Source organism: Pseudomonas sp. P9_31, from assembly GCF_034008235.1.
Lineage (GTDB): Bacteria > Pseudomonadota > Gammaproteobacteria > Pseudomonadales > Pseudomonadaceae > Aquipseudomonas.
The window spans coordinates 3,901,048-3,918,055 of the sequence record NZ_CP125375.1 but is presented as its reverse complement, the minus strand read 5'-3'; the positions used below and the strand labels follow the sequence as shown (position 1 = coordinate 3,918,055).

Here is a 17,008-nt window from a genome sequence, read left to right as displayed (position 1 = left end):
TCCCACATGGATTGCGCTGACTGACCGGTTAGCGGGCCTCCAGGCGGGCGATTTCAGCGGTCAACTGATCCAGTGCGTTGCGCAGGGCACCGCTGTGGGCCAGTTGCTGTTCACCCTGGCTCACCACGGCCTTCAGTTGCGCCAGGTCACCGCTGGCTTGCGCTTGCTGTACCGCGACGGCATAGAGCGGCACCGCATGATACGGATGCTCTGGGCGCACAATAACGGGTGCCTGGCTGACGGCGGCGTGTTTCACGTAGTGCCAGATGCCCTGTTCCTGGTACTTGTAGTCGACATAACCACTCGCCCAATCGGCGCCTAAAATGCCTTTCAGGCCGAAAGTCTGGGCGATCTGGCTGAGAGGGCCGCTCGGGCTGCCCGCCAGGGTGAGGATGATGTGGTTCTCGGCCGTCGGCACCAGTTTGGCCTCGGAGTACTCACCCCATACACGGGCACGGAAGTTGAGAGGCGGATAGGTGCTTTGGAAAATGCTGGCAACCCCGCTGACTTTTTTCTTTACGGTATCGACCAGCAGATCCAGGGTTAAAACCGGTGCGCCCAGTAGATGACTGCTGACGTTGAGGCGGGTATGAAAAAGTCCGATTGACATGGTGCTACTCCCTTATTTGTATTCAAGACAAGTCGGGCATGTTTCGTGGTCGGATCAGCGGCGTTCCTGCCTGCTGATTTCACCCTTGGCCACCTCAAGCGCACTGGTCAGTTGGGGTTGCTGATCCAGTTGTTGTTGGGCCAGGCGCGCCAGATTTTTCATCTGGGCCAAGTCACCGCTGGCCATTGCACTTTGAATCGGTGCGGCGTACAGCGGCATGATTGGCGGATAAGATGACTGCGGCGGAATGACCGGACCGGGCTCCAGCGGCGGCAGTGCAGAGACGTTAGACGGCACCGAATCAACGAGATGGGCGGGAGCATTGTTGACCTCGACCCACTGCTGACCATTCAAGTACGAGTAGTTGGCGACGCCTTCTTTCCAGTCAGTGCCCACCACCAGTTGCAACTTGAAATTCACGATGGAGTTCGAGCCAGGCCCGCCTTGATTGCCTTGAGCGGTGATCAGGATTTTGCTGACACCCGGTGACATGACGGTCAGGTAGGTATATTCACCCCAGACATCGGAGTGCACATCCAGCGGCGGGTTGGTCGCCTGAGTGATTGCAGCCGTGCCGTTTACAGTCTCATCAGGGGTAAAGACCAGTATATTGAGTGCCAGACTTTGTGCACCCGGTGCCGAAGTACCAATTCGGTAGCTGAGGGGGAATAAGCCGACAAGTTGCTGAGTAGAACCAGACATAATTATTGCCTCCATTGCAATAAGGGGAGCGGAAATAGCGACTAATGCTTTTCCAGGCGTGCGACTTCCTTGGCCAACTGCTCGTAAGCGGCATTTAGCTCTTTATTTTCTGGTGTGGATGCATCGCGTTGTTTCAATAGCGTCTTCATTTGCGGCAGGTCGCCTGCCTTGATTGCGCCTTGGATGGCCACCCCATAGGGGGGCATGCTATGGCGAGTTGAACTGCTCATAACGATTCCTTCCGTGGTGTTTTGCGGGCACTGCTTCGATCAGCAGTTTTTGCAGTTAAGCAGGCGCGGATAATTATGCAATGGGCAACGAATGAGGAATCTTTAATATAATTTTATTAATAGCGAAGCGTTAGGATGTGGGCGGTTCAATATTAGGATTGGCGATGAATAAAGATGTTTTCTCATAAGGAAGAAGTATCTTTATCGCCATTAATAATGATGGGTTCTCGCCCAAACCGCTCCCGATACACCGAAGGCGGCACCCCAATCACACTGCGAAACGCCACCCGAAAACTCTCCACCGAACGATAACCACAGTGCCGGGCAATCTGATCCGTGTTCTGACGGGTGCTCTCCAGCAGCTCGCGGGCCCGGGCCAGGCGCTCATGCTGCAACCACGCTTTGGGTGGCATGCCGCTGGCATCGGTGAATCGCCGCAGGAACGTCCGCTCACTCATGGCCGCTTCGCTGGCAAGGTCGCGAACTTCCAGCGGTTCGTGCAGGCGTTCCCGCGCCCATTGCATGACCCGCGACAGATCGCTGCGTGGCGTCGGGCTGACCGGTGACGGAATGAACTGCGCCTGGCCGCCGGTGCGTTGCGGCGACATCACCAACCGCCGCGCCACCGAGTTGGCCACCTGAGTGCCGAAATCCCGCGCGACCAGGTGCAGGCAGGCATCGATGCCGGCGGCGCTGCCGGCGGAGGTCATCAACTGACCCGAATCGACATAGAGCACGTCCGGGTCCACCTGAATGTCCGGAAAGCGTTCGGCCAGTTCAGCGGTGTAGCGCCAATGCGTCGTGGCGCCGTGACCGTCCAGCAAACCGGTGGCCGCCAGTACAAATACCCCGGAACAGATCGACAGCAATCGCGCGCCCCGGGCATGGGCCTGGCGCAGGGCTGCGAGCAAGGGTTCAGGCACCGCCGCGCTGCGGTCACGCCAGCCGGGGATGATGATGGTCCGGGCCTCTTCAAGCAGTTCCATCCCACCGTCGGCCAGCACCTGAATACCGCCCATGGCGCGCATCGGCCCTGGGTCGACAGCGACGATGCGGTGCTCATACCAAGGGAAATCGAACTCCGGTCGCGCCAGACCGAAGATCTCCACGGCGATGCCGAACTCGAAGGTGCAGAGGCCGTCGTAGGCCAGAATCGCGACCAAGCCTGGGGTGGGCTGCATTTGGCGGAAAGTTCCCGGTGAGTGTCTTGTGCGCCACTGTAGCGGCAAGCCCGGAGCAGATAAAGTCTTCTCACACCCACCGAGACTTTGGAGTACAGCCCATGCCCAGCCTGGTTCGCGAGATTCCCGCAGCCCCATCCGCCATCGCCCTGATGCATTTCAGCAACCGTCTGACCTTCGAGACCGATTGTTCCGACGTATACGGCAGCCAACAGGCCGGCGATGTGGATTTTGTCCTGGTGGACGTGCGTGGACCGTTGGCGTTCGAACGCGGACATGTGCCGGGCGCGATCAACATTGCGGGGCGACTGATCACGGTCGATGGCCTGGCGGCCTATCCGAAATCCACGCTGTTCGTGGTTTATTGCGCGGGGCCCCATTGCAACGGCGCCAACAAGGCAGCGGTGAAACTGGCGGCGCTGGGTTACCCGGTCAAGGAGATGATCGGCGGGGTGACCGGGTGGCTGGATGAAGGGTTTGAGTTGAGTGTTGTGGTGCAACCCGCCATTGCGATGCCCATCAGTTGTGAATGCTGACCCAGTGTGGCGAGGGAGCTTGCTCCCGTTGGGGCGCGAAGCGGCCCTGAAAACAGCCACTCACGATTTCCTGGATAGATCGCATCTTCAGTATTTACGACTGCTTCGCAGCCGAGCGGGAGCAAGCTCCCTCGCTACGGATTCGGCATTCCACTCCGGGTGGAACTGCAACCCCATCCGTGCCGGGCCAACGCGATACATCTGCTGCTCACAAACGTCACTGCTGGCCAGCAACTGCGCACCTGGCGGTAGATCGATCGCATCTTCGTGCCATTCCAATACCTTAAGCGTCTGGCCATCGGCAAAAAACCGGTTATCCGCCATTTTCGATGAAAACCCCGGACGGCAAACTCACCGGTTTCGACGTGGATATCGGTGATGCGCTGTGCGAGCAGATGAAGGTGAAGTGCACCTGGGTCGAGCAAGAGTTCGACGGCCTGATCCCGGCCCTGAGGGTCAAGAAAATCGACGCGATCCTGTCGTCCATGACCATCACCGACGACCGCAAGAAGAACGTCGATTTCACCGTCAAGCACTACCACACCCCGGCACGCTTCGTGATGAAGGAGGGTCGCGACATCAAGGACCCGCTGACCGAACTCAAGGGCAAGAAAGTCGGTGTGCTGCGCGCCAGTACCCACTCACCGCTCTCACCCTCAGTCTAATTCCTGCGCAAGACACAAGCGGGCTCGCTCGCGAAGACGGCCTCAGAAACGGCGAAGATACCTGGGCCATCATCGACATCTCGCCTCACAGTGTTAGGCTCTGCCCCGAATCCTGCGCGCCGTGAAGGAAGGTTAATGTTGAAGTTGCTCGCTCTGCTCACGCTCCTGGCGTCCACCGCCGTTCATGCTCAAACCCCACTGCACACCGATCTGCCGCTCAAATACCTGGAGCAGGCCAACGCTGAATCCCGTCACCAGCCTCTGGTGATTTTCCTGCATGGTTACGGCAGCAACGAGCAGGACCTGTTCGGCATCAAGGATGAATTGCCGCCGCAGTACAACTATCTGTCGGTGCGGGCGCCGATGACGATGGAGGAGGGCAGTTACCAGTGGTTTCGCAAAAAGGGCGACGGCGCCTATAACGGCGAGACGGACGACCTGAAGGCCAGCGGCCAGGTGCTACTGGATTTCGTCGCCCAAGCGGCGAAGAAATATCACACCGAAACGGACAAGGTATTCCTGGTGGGTTTCAGCCAGGGCGCGATCATGTCCTACGAAGTGGCGTTGCGTCATCCCGAGGCAGTAGGTGGCATTGCGGCGTTGAGCGGGCGAATCCTGCCGGTGCTCAAGTCCGAACTCGAACCGGATGAAAAACGCCAGTCGCTGGCGATTTTCATCGGTCATGGCACCGCCGACAAACGCTTGCCCTACAACGATGGCACCGAGGCCGACAGCCTGTTGCAGCGCCTGTCACTCAAGCCTGAGTTTCATGCCTACGAAGGTGTCGGCCACAGCATCAGTGCCACCGAGATGCAGGATCTGAATGCCTGGTTGCAGCGCCTCAATCCCTGAGTCGGTCGGGTCTATTTGCCGGTGACGATCTGTTTGACCAGCGTTTCGTGGCCGGTTTTGTCGTTGGGGCGGGAGATGATCTGAACGATGGCCATGCGCGTGCCGGAAGCGGCCATCAACGTGCTGTCGAGGGTCATGCCACCGCCTTGGGTGGCGGTGCTGTCGATCTGCCGAAGGCCCAGGCCCGTGCCTTTCTGGGTCAGGCTTTTTTCGCTCAGTTTGTTGAAGTCCGGCAGTGCCTTGCGTTGCTCGGTGGCGAAGGCGGACACGGTGGCGTCGAGGAACTCACCGTCGTTGTCCTTGACGTTGACGCCGCCGGGAATGGTGTTTTCAGCGGCGATCACCACGGTTTTGGTGGTCTGGTTGGTGTACATCGTGCCTGTTGCCCCGGCGGTACCGGTGGCCGCGTCGCCGGCTGGCAGCGGGTTGGCGATGAAACCCTTGGGCAGGGTGAAGGTGAACTTGCCGCCGAGCATCGAAACCTTTTGGGTCGGTGCCGTATCCTTGGCAGTGGCCTTGGCCGCCTGCGCATTCAAGGCTCCGAGGCTGGCGGCCGCCATCAGCAGCAGAACAACGGCTTTTTTACTCAACAATGACATTCAAACTCTCCATGGGATGATCGCGCTTTGACGGCGATCATCCCATGGATCGCGATCTGTAGCAGCTGCCGTGGTAGCGCTAAGTTCTCGAACGCAATGCCAGCCGTTTAGTGATCAATAGCATCCCCAACGACACGCCTGCCCCTAAGACAAAACCCAGCCATCCCAACCTTGGCAACGCCAACGCCAGCACCAGACAAAACGCCGCAAACGAATACATCCCGGTCGCTGTCGCCCTGAGCAACGCCGCAGCAAAAGCCGGCCCGCGAGTCTGCTGGGAAAACACCGCCATCACACTGCCCAGCACCGGGAATACCGCGAGCAGACCGCTCCAGCGTTCACCCACGGTGCTGGCCAGCAATGTGACGGCCAATGTGAGCAGGGCGCCGGCCAGCATGCGCAGCAGCAGTTTGTCGGACTTCGGCGCCGGGCCTGAAACGATGGGCTGCACCGAGGGAAACAGGTGCGGCGCGGCCAACAATGCGGTGGCGGCCGCGATCACCGAGAACACCAGCGACGGCGGGATCAGCGACAACACGCTGGCAGCCAGAGCCCAGACCAGCAGCGAAATCGTCAGCGCCCACGGCCAGCTCAAGCGTTGTGCAACCTGGGCATAGGTCACGCAGAAGGCAATCATTGCGAACATTGCCGATAACGCTGCCGTCGCCGCCTGAGCGGCGAACACCAGGCCTTGCTCGATGGCGAGGAAGAACAGAATTGGCCCGACCACCACCGGCAACCCCGACAGCCAACCGGCGACGCTTGGGCCCCAGCGTTTTCCGGCCAGGGAAATCAGCAACAGAAATCCCGGAATCACCAACAGTTTGAGCATCAGCACGCACGCGTCTCCGATCGGTGTGAGCCGGCCACGTTAGCATTGCGGGCGAGGAAATGCTCAGGGCGCTCTCTGCACAAGCGCTGAGCGCCTACACCGGAGTGCGCGAAACGTCTAAGCTGCGCGCTCCCAACTGTTGACGGATGCTTGTGTGAAATTCAGTTTGCCCAAAGTCGGTACTGCGCCGTTTTGCCCACCGGAAGTGGCCGGCACTGTTGCCGTTGACCCTCGTGCAGCCTTCTTCAAGCGCGTCCTGCGCTTTGCCGGCCCCGGTTTGCTGGTGTCCATCGGCTACATGGACCCGGGCAACTGGGCTACCGCCATCGAGGCCGGTTCGCGGTTTGGCTACAGCCTGTTGTTCGTGGTGTTGCTGGCGAGTCTGGCGGGGATGGTGGTGCAGTGTTTGTGCTCGCGTCTGGGCATCGCCACCGGGCGTGATCTGGCGCAGTTGTGCCGGGATCGCTACAGCACGCGGCCCGCACGGACCCAGTGGCTGCTGGCGGAAATTTCGATCATCGCCACCGACCTCGCCGAAGTGCTCGGCTGTGCGCTGGCGTTCCACCTGCTGCTGGGTTGTTCGCTGACCTTCGGCATCGCGCTCACCGCATTCGACACGCTGCTGGTATTGGCGCTGCAAAACCGGGGCTTTCGCCGACTGGAGGCGATCATGCTGGTGCTGGTGGGCACTATTGGCGCGTGTTTCTTCGTCGAGCTGTTGCTGATAAAACCCTACTGGCCGGACGTCGCCCGGGGCTTTACGCCGTCACTTTCAGCCCTCGGCGATGCGGCGCCGCTGTACCTGGCCATCGGTATTCTCGGGGCCACGGTGATGCCGCATAACCTCTATCTGCACACCTCGATCGTGCAGACCCGAATGATCGGCAAGGACCTGGCCAGCAAGCAGGACGCGGTCAAACTGGCGCGCATCGACACCATCGGTTCTCTGGCACTGGCGCTGCTGGTCAACGCCGCGATCCTGATTCTGGCCGCCGCGGCGTTTCACAAGACCGGGCATACCGACGTGGTGGACATCCAGGATGCCTATCATCTGCTCGATCCATTGGTGGGCGGTGCGTTGGCCAGCGTGCTGTTTGGCGTGGCGTTGCTGGCGTCGGGGCAGAGCTCGACCTTCACCGGCACCATCGCCGGCCAGGTGATCATGGAGGGCTACCTGAACCTGCGGCTGCCCTGCTGGCAACGGCGGTTGATCACTCGCGGGCTGGCGCTGATCCCGGCGTTTATCGGCGTGTGGCTGATGGGCGATGGGGCAATCGGCAAGCTGCTGGTGTTGAGTCAGGTGGTGTTGAGTCTGCAATTGCCGTTCGCGTTGTATCCGTTGATTCGCATGACCAACGATCAGCAGCTCATGGGGCCGTTTGTGAATCGACTGCCAACGCGGGTGTTGGCGTGGGGATTGTTTACGGTGATCAGCGGGGCGAATAGCTGGTTGATTTTGCAGTTTGTGGGCTGAGTCGGGAGGTGTATTGCCTGATCGGGCCTTTTCGCGAGCAAGGCCGCTCCCACAGTTGATCTTCAGTGAACACAAAAACTGTGCCTCACCTAAATCCCCTGTGGGAGCGGGCTTGCTCGCGAAGCTTTTAAGCTCTTTCGATGGCCAGTGCCACGCCTTGGCCTCCGCCGATGCATAACGTCGCCAGACCTTTCCTGGCGTCCTGCTTGATCATTTCATGCAGCAACGTCACCAGCACCCGGCAACCCGAAGCACCGATCGGGTGGCCCAGGGCAATGGCGCCACCGTTGACGTTGACTTTGTTCAGGTCCCATTCCAGATCCTTGGCCACCGCCAAAGATTGCGCGGCGAAGGCTTCGTTGGCTTCGATCAGGTCCAGTTGATCGATGGACCAGCCGGCCTTGTCCAGGCAACGACGGGTGGCGCTGACCGGGCCGATGCCCATGATCGCCGGGTCGACGCCCGCGTTGGCGTAAGCGGCGATTTTTGCCAGCGCCGGCAGGCCGAGGGCCTTGGCTTTTTCGGCGCTCATCAGCAGCACGGCGGCGGCACCGTCGTTCAGCGAAGACGCGTTGCCGGCAGTCACCGAACCGTCTTTCTTGAAGGCCGCTTTCAGTTTGCCCAGGGAGTCGGCGGTGGTGCCGGCCCGAGGCTGTTCATCGGTGGCGAAGGCAACCGGATCGCCCTTGCGCTGCGGGATCAGGATCGGGGTGATTTCGTCGGCAAACCGCCCGGCTTCGATGGCGGCCACGGCTTTTTGCTGAGAAGCGGCAGCGAACGCATCCTGTTGCTCACGGGTCAGGCTGTATTTCTCGGCCAGATTTTCGGCGGTGATGCCCATGTGGTAATCGTTGAAGGCATCCCACAAACCATCACTGATCATGGTGTCGACGATCTGTGCGTGACCCATGCGCAACCCCGTGCGAGCACCGGGCATGACGTAATTGGCCAGGCTCATGTTTTCCTGGCCGCCAGCGATAATCACTTCGGCATCGCCGCAGCGAATCGCCTGCGCCGCCAGATGCAGCGCTTTCAGGCCGGAGCCGCAGACCTTGTTCAGGGTCATGGCCGGCACGGCGAAGGGCAGGCCAGCCTTGATCGCGGCCTGACGCGCGGGGTTCTGCCCGGCACCGGCGGTCAGCACCTGGCCCATGATCACTTCATCGACCTGCGCCGGGTCCAGCCCAGTCTGCGCCAACAACTGGCGGATCACCGCAGCACCGAGGTCAACCGCGGACACATTCGCCAGCGAACCCTGGAAACTGCCGATGGCAGTGCGAGTGGCGGCAACAATCACGACTTCTTGCATGGAAGGATTCCTCACTGGGCAGCGAACTGCATTTGCGGGACGTGGTCAGGCACGATCAGTTTACCCGCGGTCTTGGCGACGATTTCTTCGACGCTCACGCCCGGCGCGCGTTCCTTGAGAATGAACGCGCCGTTGTGGATTTCCAGGTAGGCCAGGTCGGTCAGCACGCGTTTGATGCAACCGGCACCGGTCAGCGGCAGGCTGCAACGGGGCAGCAGTTTCGACTCACCGTCCTTGGAGGCGTGGGTCATGGTGACGATGATGTTGTCCGCACCGGCCACCAGGTCCATTGCGCCGCCCATGCCCTTGACCAGTTTGCCAGGGATCATCCAGGAGGCGATATTGCCTTCGACGTCCACTTCAAACGCGCCCAGCACGGTCAGGTCGATGTGGCCGCCGCGGATCATCGCGAACGATTCGGCGGAGGAGAAAATCGACGCGCCGATTCGCGCGGTCACTGTTTGCTTGCCGGCGTTGATCATGTCGGCGTCGACTTCGGCATCGGTCGGAAAGGCGCCCATGCCGAGCAGGCCGTTTTCCGATTGCAGCATGACTTCCATGCCTTCGGGGATGTAGTTGGCGACCAGGGTCGGAATGCCGATGCCGAGGTTCACGTAGTAGCCGTCCTGCATTTCGCGGGCGACGCGCTGAGCCATTTGTTCGCGGGAAAGTGCCATTGTTGTTATTCCTTCATTCGGTCCGGGGGCAGGGGATCACTTACGCACGGTGCGCTGTTCGATGCGCTTCTCGAACGTGCCGCAAATGACCCGGTCGACGTAGATGCCAGGGGTGTGGATCTGCGACGGATCCAGCTCGCCGGGTTCGACGATTTCTTCGACTTCGACCACGGTGATCTTGCCGGCGGTGGCGGCCAGCGGGTTGAAGTTCTGGGCGGTGTGGCGATAGACCACGTTACCGAAATGGTCGGCTTTCCAGCCTTTGACGATGGCGAAGTCACCGGTGATGGATTCTTCCATCAGGTACTTGCGACCCTTGAATTCGCGCACTTCCTTGCCTTCGGCCACCGGAGTGCCGACGCCGGTGGCGGTGAAGAACGCCGGGATGCCGGCACCGCCTGCGCGCATTTTTTCGGCGAGGGTGCCTTGGGGGGTCAGGACGACTTCGATTTCGCCGCTCAGCAGCTGCTTTTCGAACAGTGCGTTTTCGCCGACGTAGGAGGCCACCACTTTGCGGATCTGCCGGTCTACCAGCAGCACACCGAGGCCGAAACCGTCGACGCCGCAGTTGTTGGACACTACGGTGAGGTCGCGCGTGCCTCGGTGCTTGATCTCGGCGATGAGGTTTTCCGGAATCCCGCACAGGCCGAAGCCGCCGGAAATCACGGTCATGCCGTCTTCAAGACCGGCCATCGCTTCCTCATAGGAATACACGCGCTTGTCGAACCCTGCCATATGCACCTCTTTTATTCTTTGTGGGCGGCTGGCTAGCCGGATGGGGAGGGAGTGTCGCGCTGGAGGATTTATTTGTTAAGTTGATTTTTAAGGTTGATTGATAGATAAAACTCACTAGTTGTAGGAGCTGCCGCAGGCTGCGATCTTTTGATTTTGATCTTTTGCGATCTGGCGTCCGTCGAGAATCAAGATCAAAAGATCGCAGCCTTCGGCAGCTCCTGCATTGAGTGCGTATGACGTTGGAGGCAGTGGCCATGACCGTTAAACAGATCCGTGCGTTTCTGGCCGTGGCCCAGAGTTTGAGTTTTGCCGTGGCTTGCGAGCGGCTGCACCTGTCCCAGTCGGCGTTGAGCCTGACCATCAAGGCGCTGGAGGAGGGCCTGGGCGGGCGCCTGTTCACGCGCAATACCCGCAACGTCGCACTGACCGCGGAAGGCGAATCGCTGCTGCCATTGGCTCGCCGGTTGATCGCGGATTGGGACAATGCCGAGGATGAACTCCGGCAACGCTTCACCCTCCAGCGTGGCCGCGTGACCCTGGCGGCGATGCCGTCGTTTGCCGGCAACCTGCTGCCGCCGATCCTCAAGACCTTTCGCGCGCGTTACCCAAAGGTCAATGTCACGGTGAACGACGTGATCAACGAGCAAGTACTGGAAATGGTTCGCGACCGGCAGGTGGAATTGGGCGTGGCGTTTGAACCGACCCAGAGTTCGTCGCTGGTGTTCACGCCGTTGTACATCGACCGGTTTGTGGCGGTGGTGCCACTTGATTCACCGCTGGCGGACCTGGGTGATATCGATTGGCAGACCTTGCTCAAGGAACCGTTCATTACCTTGCAACGACCATCGACAGTGCGGGTGATGCTCGAAGAGCACTTACAGACGCGCGGCATGAAATTGCCGGTGGAGTTTGAAAGTCATCAGTTGGCGACGGTCGGGCGGATGGTGGCCAGCGGATTGGGCGTGAGCGCGGTGCCAGCGTTGTGCGCCGGGCAGATGCGCGAGCTGGGCGCGCGTTGCATTACCCTGCGCGATCCGGTGGTGGAGCGGGCGATCGGAGTGCTGACGACGGGGCATGAACTGTCGGCGGCGGCGCAGGCGCTGTTCGATATTCTCAAGGCTGAAAACCTCGGCGAGCGCCTCTCCGCGCGATGACAACATTCCCCTGTGGGAGCGAGCCTGCTCGCGAAGGGGGCGGCACATTCAACATAGATACTGCCTGACACACCGCCATCGCGAGCAGGCTCGCTCCCACAGGAATTGGGTTTCGCCAGTTGCTGGCGGATCACCCGGGCAGATGGCCTGCCTCTATTTCCGCGCCTCCAGTATCAGGTTGAACGGCGTTTCCGTGGCCCGCCGGAACTGGGTGAACCCCGCCTCGGTGAAGACCTTGCGCAACCGTGCTTCGCCCGCCTGGGCACCGAGCCCGAGGCCGACTTCCTGGGACAGCGAGTTAGGCGTACAGATAAAGGTCGAGGCGGCGTAGAACAGCCGTCCCACCGGGGTGGTGTTTTCGTCGAGGGTGTCGTTGGCGAAAGGCTCCACCAGCAGTACCGTGCCGTCGGGTTTGAGCGATTCATAGGCATGCCGCGCGGCGCCGACCGGGTCACCCATGTCGTGCAGGCAGTCGAAGTAGCAGATCAGGTCATAGTCGTCGCCCGGATAGCTCTTGGCGGTGCCCTGGAAGAACCTCGCCCGGCCGGCCACCCCACCTTCTTCGGCGCGCTGGGTGGCGACGGTGACGGAGGGTGCGTGGTAGTCGAAACCGACGAACCGCGAATCCGGGAATGCCTGGGCCATGATCACGGTCGAGGCGCCGTGGCCGCAGCCGATGTCTGCCACCTTCGCGCCGGCCTCCAGTTTGGCGACCACCCCATCGAGGGCCGGCAGCCATTCACTGACCAGATGCGCCTTGTACCCTGGGCGGAAGAAGCGTTCCGTGCCGCTGAACATGCACGGATGGTGATCGCCCCAGGGCAGGGCGCCGTTGCCGCGCATGGCGTTGACCAGTTTGTCCTTGTCATGGAAAAACGACGCAACCACGCCGATACCGCCGGCCACATAGACCGGTGAATCTTCGATCGCCAGCGCCAGGGCTTGCTCTTCGGGCAGGCGGAACTGGCCGTTGCGGTGTTCCATGTAACCGGAGGCGGCGTGGGCGCTGAGCCATTCACGCAGCAGGCGGGTGTTGCAGCCGGTCTTCGCGGCGAGTGCTTCGGGGGTGACTGGCTGACTGTCGGCCATGGCCCGGTACAGGCCGAGCTCTTCGCCGAGGATGACGTTGGCGAGCATCGCCGCGCCGCCCATGTCGTTTACCAGTTTGCCCATGAAATCATTGAGTCTGGCCTCGTCCATCATGTGTGCTCCTTCAGCAGGATCACGGTCCGCAGGCATTGTTTGTCGAGGCATGCCCCTCTGGGCGGTGATCGTGGGAATGAACAGGACGATAACCGCGTCCTGGCTCCCCCTTCGGGGGTAATCAACAAGTCTAGTTCGTGTATCCCACTGTATCTGGCTGCCTGTCCGATACAGTTCTCTGAAAAATGGCCGTTTGCGCACACAGCCCCGACACACCGCGTCGCTTAACTGGGCCTGCCGGCCGGCACTGAGTGTTCAGGCGCTGGAGACCGGACCAGACCGGATGAGATCGACACCATGCAGATTCCCCTCACATCAGCACCGGCGACCGTCGGGCTAGGCTTGCGCCGCGGTTTGATCAAGTCCCTGCAAGCGGCCCCGGAGGGCGCTTTCGACTTTCTGGAAGTCGCGCCGGAAAACTGGATCGGCGTCGGCGGCGCTCACGGCGCGGCGTTTCGCGCCCTGGCCGAGCGTTATCAGTTGTCCTGTCACGGCTTGTCCTTGTCGTTGGGCGGGCCGGCGCCGCTGGACGTCGGGTTTGTGCAAGAGGTGCGGGTTTTCCTCGATCACTACAAGGTGCCGCTGTACAGCGAACACCTGAGCTACTGCAGCGATGACGGGCATCTTTACGATCTGCTGCCGTTGCTGTTTACCGAAGAAGCGGTGCACCACGTCGCCGCCCGAATTCGCCAGTCCCAGGACATCCTCGGTCGGCGTCTGGCGGTGGAAAACGTCTCCTACTACGCCGCGCCGCAGCAGGACATGGACGAACTGACGTTCACCAACGCCGTGTTGCGTGAAGCCGATTGCGACCTGCTGCTGGACGTCAACAATGTCTACGTCAACTCGATCAATCACGGTTTTGATCCGCACATGTTTCTGGCCGGCGTCGACGCGGGGAGAGTGGTCGCGATGCATGTGGCCGGGCATTTTGACGAGACAGACACCTTGAAGATCGACACCCACGGCGCCTCGGTCAAACCGGTGGTCTGGTCGCTGCTGGCCGAGGCATATGCGCGGTTCGGTGTACAACCGACGTTGCTTGAACGGGACTTCAATTACCCGGCGTTCGCTGAATTGGTGAGCGAGTTGCAGACCATTCGCCGACTGCAAGAGGAGGCGTCGAACCGTGGATAAGCCGACGCTGTATCAGCAGCAAGACACATTGACTCACTACCTGCGCGACCCCGACCACTGCGCGCCGCCCGCCGGGATGGACGTGGCGCGGGTGCAGGTTTATCGCGACCTGGTGTTCTCGAACCTGTCGTCGTTGCTCAGTAGCACCTTTCCAGTATTGGTGAAGATACTGGGCGACGGTGACTGGCGTTCTCTGGTGCGGATCTTCCTGCGGGACCACCGTGCTCAAACGCCAAAGTTCGGCGAGATCGCCCGGGAGTTTGTCGAGTTCCTGGCCACTGAGCCGCTGGCGTTGAGCGATGGACCGTGGCCGCCATTCATGGTCGAGCTGGCGCATTACGAATGGGTCGAAATGGTGCTGCAACAATCCGGGGCCGAGCCGTTTCCAGCCAGCGATGCCGGGTTGCTGCTGGATCGACCGTTGCAGGTTTCGCCGCTGGCCTGGCCGTTGGCGTATGGCTGGCCGGTGCAATGGGTGGGGCCGGATTACCGCCCGCAAGCGTTGCCGGCTCAGCCGACGTTGCTGTTGGTTCGTCGGGCCGAAGACTGGAGTGTGCGTTTCTCCGAATTGAGCCCGTTGGCGTGGCGGTTGTTGCAGCGGATCGGAGAGTTTCCTCAGCTAAATGGCCGAGCGCAGCTGGAAGGGCTGGCGATGGAGGCGGGGATGGTTGGGTCGCCGGAGTTTATTGACAGTGGGGTGGCGTTGTTGCGGCAGATGCACGGGGAAGGGGTGATCGGCATAGCAGCCTGACCGCACGCAATCCCCCAACCACCCAATATCCCTGTGGGAGCGAGCCTGCTCGCGATGAGGCCAGCACATCCAACATCGATGTTGGCTGACACTACGCCATCGCGAGCAGGCTCGCTCCCACATTGGATTCGTGGTGTTGTCGCTTACTGTGCTCGCTACACCGGTAACGTCAGCTCCGCACACAACCCACCGCCCTCGCGATTGCTCAAGGTCAGCGACCCACCAATCGCCAATGCTAACTGCTGCGCAATCGCCAACCCCAACCCGGTCCCGCCGGTGCTGCGATTACGCGAATTTTCCACGCGGTAGAACGGCTCCATCACCTGCGCCAATTGCTCTTCGGCAATCCCCGGCCCACGGTCCATCACCTTCACCGACAAGCCGCCGTCCGCCTTCGTTTCCACCCACAGCTCTGCCGCGCCGGCGAACTTCAGTGCGTTGTCTACCAGGTTCACCAGCACCCGTCGCAAGGCATGCGGCCGGGTGTTAATCACGGCTGCGCTTTTGCCGCCCCGCTGCACCGCTTTGCCCATGTCCTGATAGTCGAACACCAGGCTGTCGAGGAACGAATCCAGATCGGTGCGGCGACTTTCCTCAGTGGCACCATGAATGCTGCGGGCATAGACCACGCCTTCGCGCACCAGGTGTTCCATCTCGCCGAGGTCGTTCCACAGTTTGTCTTTTTCGCTGGAGTCGTCCATGAATTCGGCACGCAGTTTCATGCGTGTGATCGGGGTTTGCAGGTCGTGGGAAATCGCCGCCAGCAGTTGCATGCGTTCCTTGAGATAGGCCGCAATGCGCGCTTGCATCGCATTGAACGCCCGGGCGGCGTAGGCGACTTCGGTCGGGCCCTTTTCATCCAGGTGCACGGCGTGAGCGTTGGGGTCGAGGGTTTCTACCGCTTGGGCGAGGCGGGTGAGGGGACGGATGGCGATTCTCACGGCCAGCCAGGTGCAGGCGATCAGCAGCGCCAGTTGCCCCAGCAATACCGCCGGTAACCATGGCGACAACGGCACCATCGAAGGCCGCACGTCAATGGTGACGGGGCTGCCGTCCTTCAGTGTCAGGTGGGCCTGGAAGTGTTTCTTCGGGCCTGGGATGTCGGTAAAGGTCAGCGGGTAATCATGGCCGATGGCGTCCTGAATCGAGATCACTGCAATCGGCACATCGCTGGACGCCATGGGCGTGCCCGGCGAGCCTTCATTCAGCAGATAGCCATAGTTGGCGCGTTCCAGACGTTGCAGCCAGTTCGCGCGCTCGTCGGCGGGCAAGCGGTCGAGGATGGCGAGCGAGGTCGAGACGTCGGTTTCCAGGTTGCCCAGCATGGTGTTTTTCGAACTCTCGTAACGCTCGTAGTACTGAGCGCCAAAGGACAGTGCCTGAGCGAGGATCAAGCCAATCAGGAAAATCAGCGACAACCGCGAGGCCAGCGTGCGGGGCCAGTGCTGCGCCAGGTTCATGACGGCGCACCGAGCACTTCCACCGGCAGGGAAAACACATAACCTTCACTGCGCACGGTCTTGATGTAGGCCGGTTCCCGGGCGTCGTCCAGCAAGCGCTGACGCAAGCGGCTGACCAGCAAATCGATGGAGCGGTCGAACAGGTCGGCGTCGCGGCCCTGGGTCAGGTTGAGCAACTGGTCGCGATTGAGCACCCGCTGAGGATGATCCAGGAATACCCGCAGCAAGCGATATTCCGCGCCGCTGAGGGCGACCATCGTGCCGTCCTCGTCCAGCAGATGCCGGGCCGAGGTGTCCAGGCGCCAGCGCCCGAACGCCAGCAGGCGACCGCTTTCGGTGATCACCAGGTTGGGCGGCAGCATCCGCGTACGCCGCAGCACGGCGTTGATGCGGGCGAGCAATTCACGGGCGGCGAACGGTTTGACCAGGTAATCGTCGGCGCCCATTTCCAGGCCGATGATGCGGTCGGTTTCATCGTTGCGCGCGGTGAGCATCAGCACCGGCGTGGCCTTGTGTTTGCCGGCGCGCAGCTCGCGGCAGAGCAGCAGGCCATCGTCGCCCGGCATCATGATGTCGAGCACGATCAGGTCCACCGGCGTGGTCTCCAGAAACGCGCGCATCTGCCGTCCATCCGCCACCACGGTGGTGCGCAGGCCGTTCTTCTTCAGGTAGTTGCCTACCAGTTCCCGGATTTCGCGGTCATCGTCCACGATGAGAATGTGATCGACGTGTTCCATGGGGCCAAGCCTCTTGAGTGGAGTGGTGATGCAGTCTATCGGGCCTGGGCCCGCTCGCCCGCCGCCGTTTGTATTGCAGTGTATCTGGCGTATCGGCGGATACACGGGGAGGCAAAAACAGCCGATTTCAGGGGGTTTTGTATCGCTGTGTATCGCGAGCCGGC

Annotated in this window: 18 protein-coding genes and 2 pseudogenes; 7 read left to right on the top strand and 13 right to left on the bottom strand. The window is 61.1% G+C overall.

Annotated elements, in window-relative coordinates:
• Window positions 1-28: 28 nt before the first annotated feature.
• The 4 genes from QMK51_RS17275 to ftrA all read right to left on the bottom strand — a co-directional run bounded on the left by QMK51_RS17275 (window position 29) and on the right by ftrA (window position 2,723).
• On the bottom strand, window positions 29-610 hold the full coding sequence (locus QMK51_RS17275; protein WP_320391034.1) for a DUF1842 domain-containing protein: 582 nt from the start codon (window positions 608-610) through the stop codon (window positions 29-31).
• 54 nt (window positions 611-664) lie between these two features.
• A complete protein-coding gene (locus QMK51_RS17270; protein ID WP_258696354.1) occupies window positions 665-1,312 on the bottom strand; it encodes a DUF1842 domain-containing protein in 648 nt (215 codons plus the stop codon).
• Window positions 1,313-1,353: 41 nt separating this feature from the next.
• A complete protein-coding gene (locus QMK51_RS17265; protein ID WP_258696353.1) occupies window positions 1,354-1,542 on the bottom strand; it encodes a DUF1843 domain-containing protein in 189 nt (62 codons plus the stop codon).
• Between the two features lie 182 nt (window positions 1,543-1,724).
• Entirely contained in the window at window positions 1,725-2,723 is a 999-nt protein-coding gene (gene ftrA / locus QMK51_RS17260) for a transcriptional regulator FtrA (protein ID WP_320391033.1), read from the bottom strand.
• Between the two features lie 101 nt (window positions 2,724-2,824).
• On the opposite strand from ftrA, the gene QMK51_RS17255 reads away from it, so the two are divergent.
• On the top strand, window positions 2,825-3,259 hold the full coding sequence (locus QMK51_RS17255; protein WP_320391032.1) for a rhodanese-like domain-containing protein: 435 nt from the start codon (window positions 2,825-2,827) through the stop codon (window positions 3,257-3,259).
• 132 nt (window positions 3,260-3,391) lie between these two features.
• Here the strand turns inward: QMK51_RS17255 and QMK51_RS17250 are convergent.
• A pseudogene (locus tag QMK51_RS17250) lies at window positions 3,392-3,565 on the bottom strand (GMP synthase); the annotation flags it as partial.
• On the opposite strand from QMK51_RS17250, the pseudogene QMK51_RS17245 reads away from it, so the two are divergent.
• Both QMK51_RS17245 and QMK51_RS17240 read left to right on the top strand, forming a co-directional pair.
• Window positions 3,565-3,897, top strand: a pseudogene (locus QMK51_RS17245) (transporter substrate-binding domain-containing protein); the annotation flags it as partial. The pseudogenes QMK51_RS17250 and QMK51_RS17245 overlap by 1 nt on opposite strands.
• A gap of 162 nt (window positions 3,898-4,059) precedes the next feature.
• Complete coding sequence (locus QMK51_RS17240) at window positions 4,060-4,776, top strand: alpha/beta hydrolase (RefSeq protein ID WP_320391031.1); 717 nt, start codon at window positions 4,060-4,062, stop codon at window positions 4,774-4,776.
• Between the two features lie 11 nt (window positions 4,777-4,787).
• Here the strand turns inward: QMK51_RS17240 and QMK51_RS17235 are convergent, their stop codons facing one another.
• Together QMK51_RS17235 and QMK51_RS17230 are read right to left on the bottom strand one after the other, a co-directional pair.
• A complete protein-coding gene (locus QMK51_RS17235; RefSeq protein ID WP_258696349.1) occupies window positions 4,788-5,375 on the bottom strand; it encodes a hypothetical protein in 588 nt (195 codons plus the stop codon).
• A 79-nt stretch (window positions 5,376-5,454) separates the two neighbouring features.
• The gene (locus QMK51_RS17230) at window positions 5,455-6,213 is read right to left on the bottom strand and encodes a hypothetical protein (protein ID WP_320391030.1); all 759 of its coding nucleotides are present in this window, start codon (window positions 6,211-6,213) and stop codon (window positions 5,455-5,457) included.
• A gap of 148 nt (window positions 6,214-6,361) precedes the next feature.
• On the opposite strand from QMK51_RS17230, the gene QMK51_RS17225 reads away from it, so the two are divergent.
• Window positions 6,362-7,681, top strand: coding sequence for an Nramp family divalent metal transporter (locus QMK51_RS17225; protein WP_320391029.1), 1,320 nt, complete (start codon window positions 6,362-6,364; stop codon window positions 7,679-7,681).
• A 127-nt stretch (window positions 7,682-7,808) separates the two neighbouring features.
• Here the strand turns inward: QMK51_RS17225 and QMK51_RS17220 are convergent, their stop codons facing one another.
• Genes QMK51_RS17220 through QMK51_RS17210 form a run of 3 tightly spaced genes read right to left on the bottom strand, consistent with a single transcriptional unit; the run spans window position 7,809 to window position 10,402 of the window.
• Complete coding sequence (locus QMK51_RS17220; RefSeq protein ID WP_320391028.1) at window positions 7,809-8,990, bottom strand: acetyl-CoA C-acetyltransferase; 1,182 nt, start codon at window positions 8,988-8,990, stop codon at window positions 7,809-7,811.
• A gap of 11 nt (window positions 8,991-9,001) precedes the next feature.
• Window positions 9,002-9,667 carry a CoA transferase subunit B gene (locus QMK51_RS17215; RefSeq protein WP_258696345.1) on the bottom strand — a complete coding sequence of 222 codons (666 nt, stop codon included), beginning with the start codon at window positions 9,665-9,667 and terminating at the stop codon, window positions 9,002-9,004.
• A 36-nt stretch (window positions 9,668-9,703) separates the two neighbouring features.
• Window positions 9,704-10,402, bottom strand: a complete 699-nt coding sequence (locus QMK51_RS17210; protein ID WP_258696344.1) for a CoA transferase subunit A — start codon at window positions 10,400-10,402, stop codon at window positions 9,704-9,706.
• A gap of 254 nt (window positions 10,403-10,656) precedes the next feature.
• On the opposite strand from QMK51_RS17210, the gene QMK51_RS17205 reads away from it, so the two are divergent.
• Window positions 10,657-11,556 carry a LysR family transcriptional regulator gene (locus tag QMK51_RS17205; protein WP_320391027.1) on the top strand — a complete coding sequence of 300 codons (900 nt, stop codon included), beginning with the start codon at window positions 10,657-10,659 and terminating at the stop codon, window positions 11,554-11,556.
• Between the two features lie 153 nt (window positions 11,557-11,709).
• Here QMK51_RS17205 and QMK51_RS17200 read toward each other — a convergent pair whose 3' ends face one another.
• Entirely contained in the window at window positions 11,710-12,756 is a 1,047-nt protein-coding gene (locus QMK51_RS17200; protein WP_258700745.1) for a class I SAM-dependent methyltransferase, read from the bottom strand.
• A gap of 300 nt (window positions 12,757-13,056) precedes the next feature.
• Here QMK51_RS17200 and QMK51_RS17195 point away from each other — a divergent pair, with 300 nt between their 5' ends.
• A complete protein-coding gene (locus tag QMK51_RS17195) occupies window positions 13,057-13,896 on the top strand; it encodes a DUF692 domain-containing protein (RefSeq protein ID WP_320391026.1) in 840 nt (279 codons plus the stop codon).
• A complete protein-coding gene (locus QMK51_RS17190; RefSeq protein WP_320391025.1) occupies window positions 13,889-14,647 on the top strand; it encodes a DUF2063 domain-containing protein in 759 nt (252 codons plus the stop codon). The genes QMK51_RS17195 and QMK51_RS17190 overlap by 8 nt, the downstream gene beginning before the upstream one ends.
• A 155-nt stretch (window positions 14,648-14,802) precedes the next feature.
• Here QMK51_RS17190 and QMK51_RS17185 read toward each other — a convergent pair whose 3' ends face one another.
• Together QMK51_RS17185 and QMK51_RS17180 are read right to left on the bottom strand one after the other, a co-directional pair.
• On the bottom strand, window positions 14,803-16,107 hold the full coding sequence (locus QMK51_RS17185; RefSeq protein WP_320391024.1) for a HAMP domain-containing sensor histidine kinase: 1,305 nt from the start codon (window positions 16,105-16,107) through the stop codon (window positions 14,803-14,805).
• Entirely contained in the window at window positions 16,104-16,844 is a 741-nt protein-coding gene (locus QMK51_RS17180) for a response regulator (protein WP_320391023.1), read from the bottom strand. Before QMK51_RS17180 ends, QMK51_RS17185 begins: the two co-directional genes overlap by 4 nt.
• Window positions 16,845-17,008: the final 164 nt, after the last annotated feature.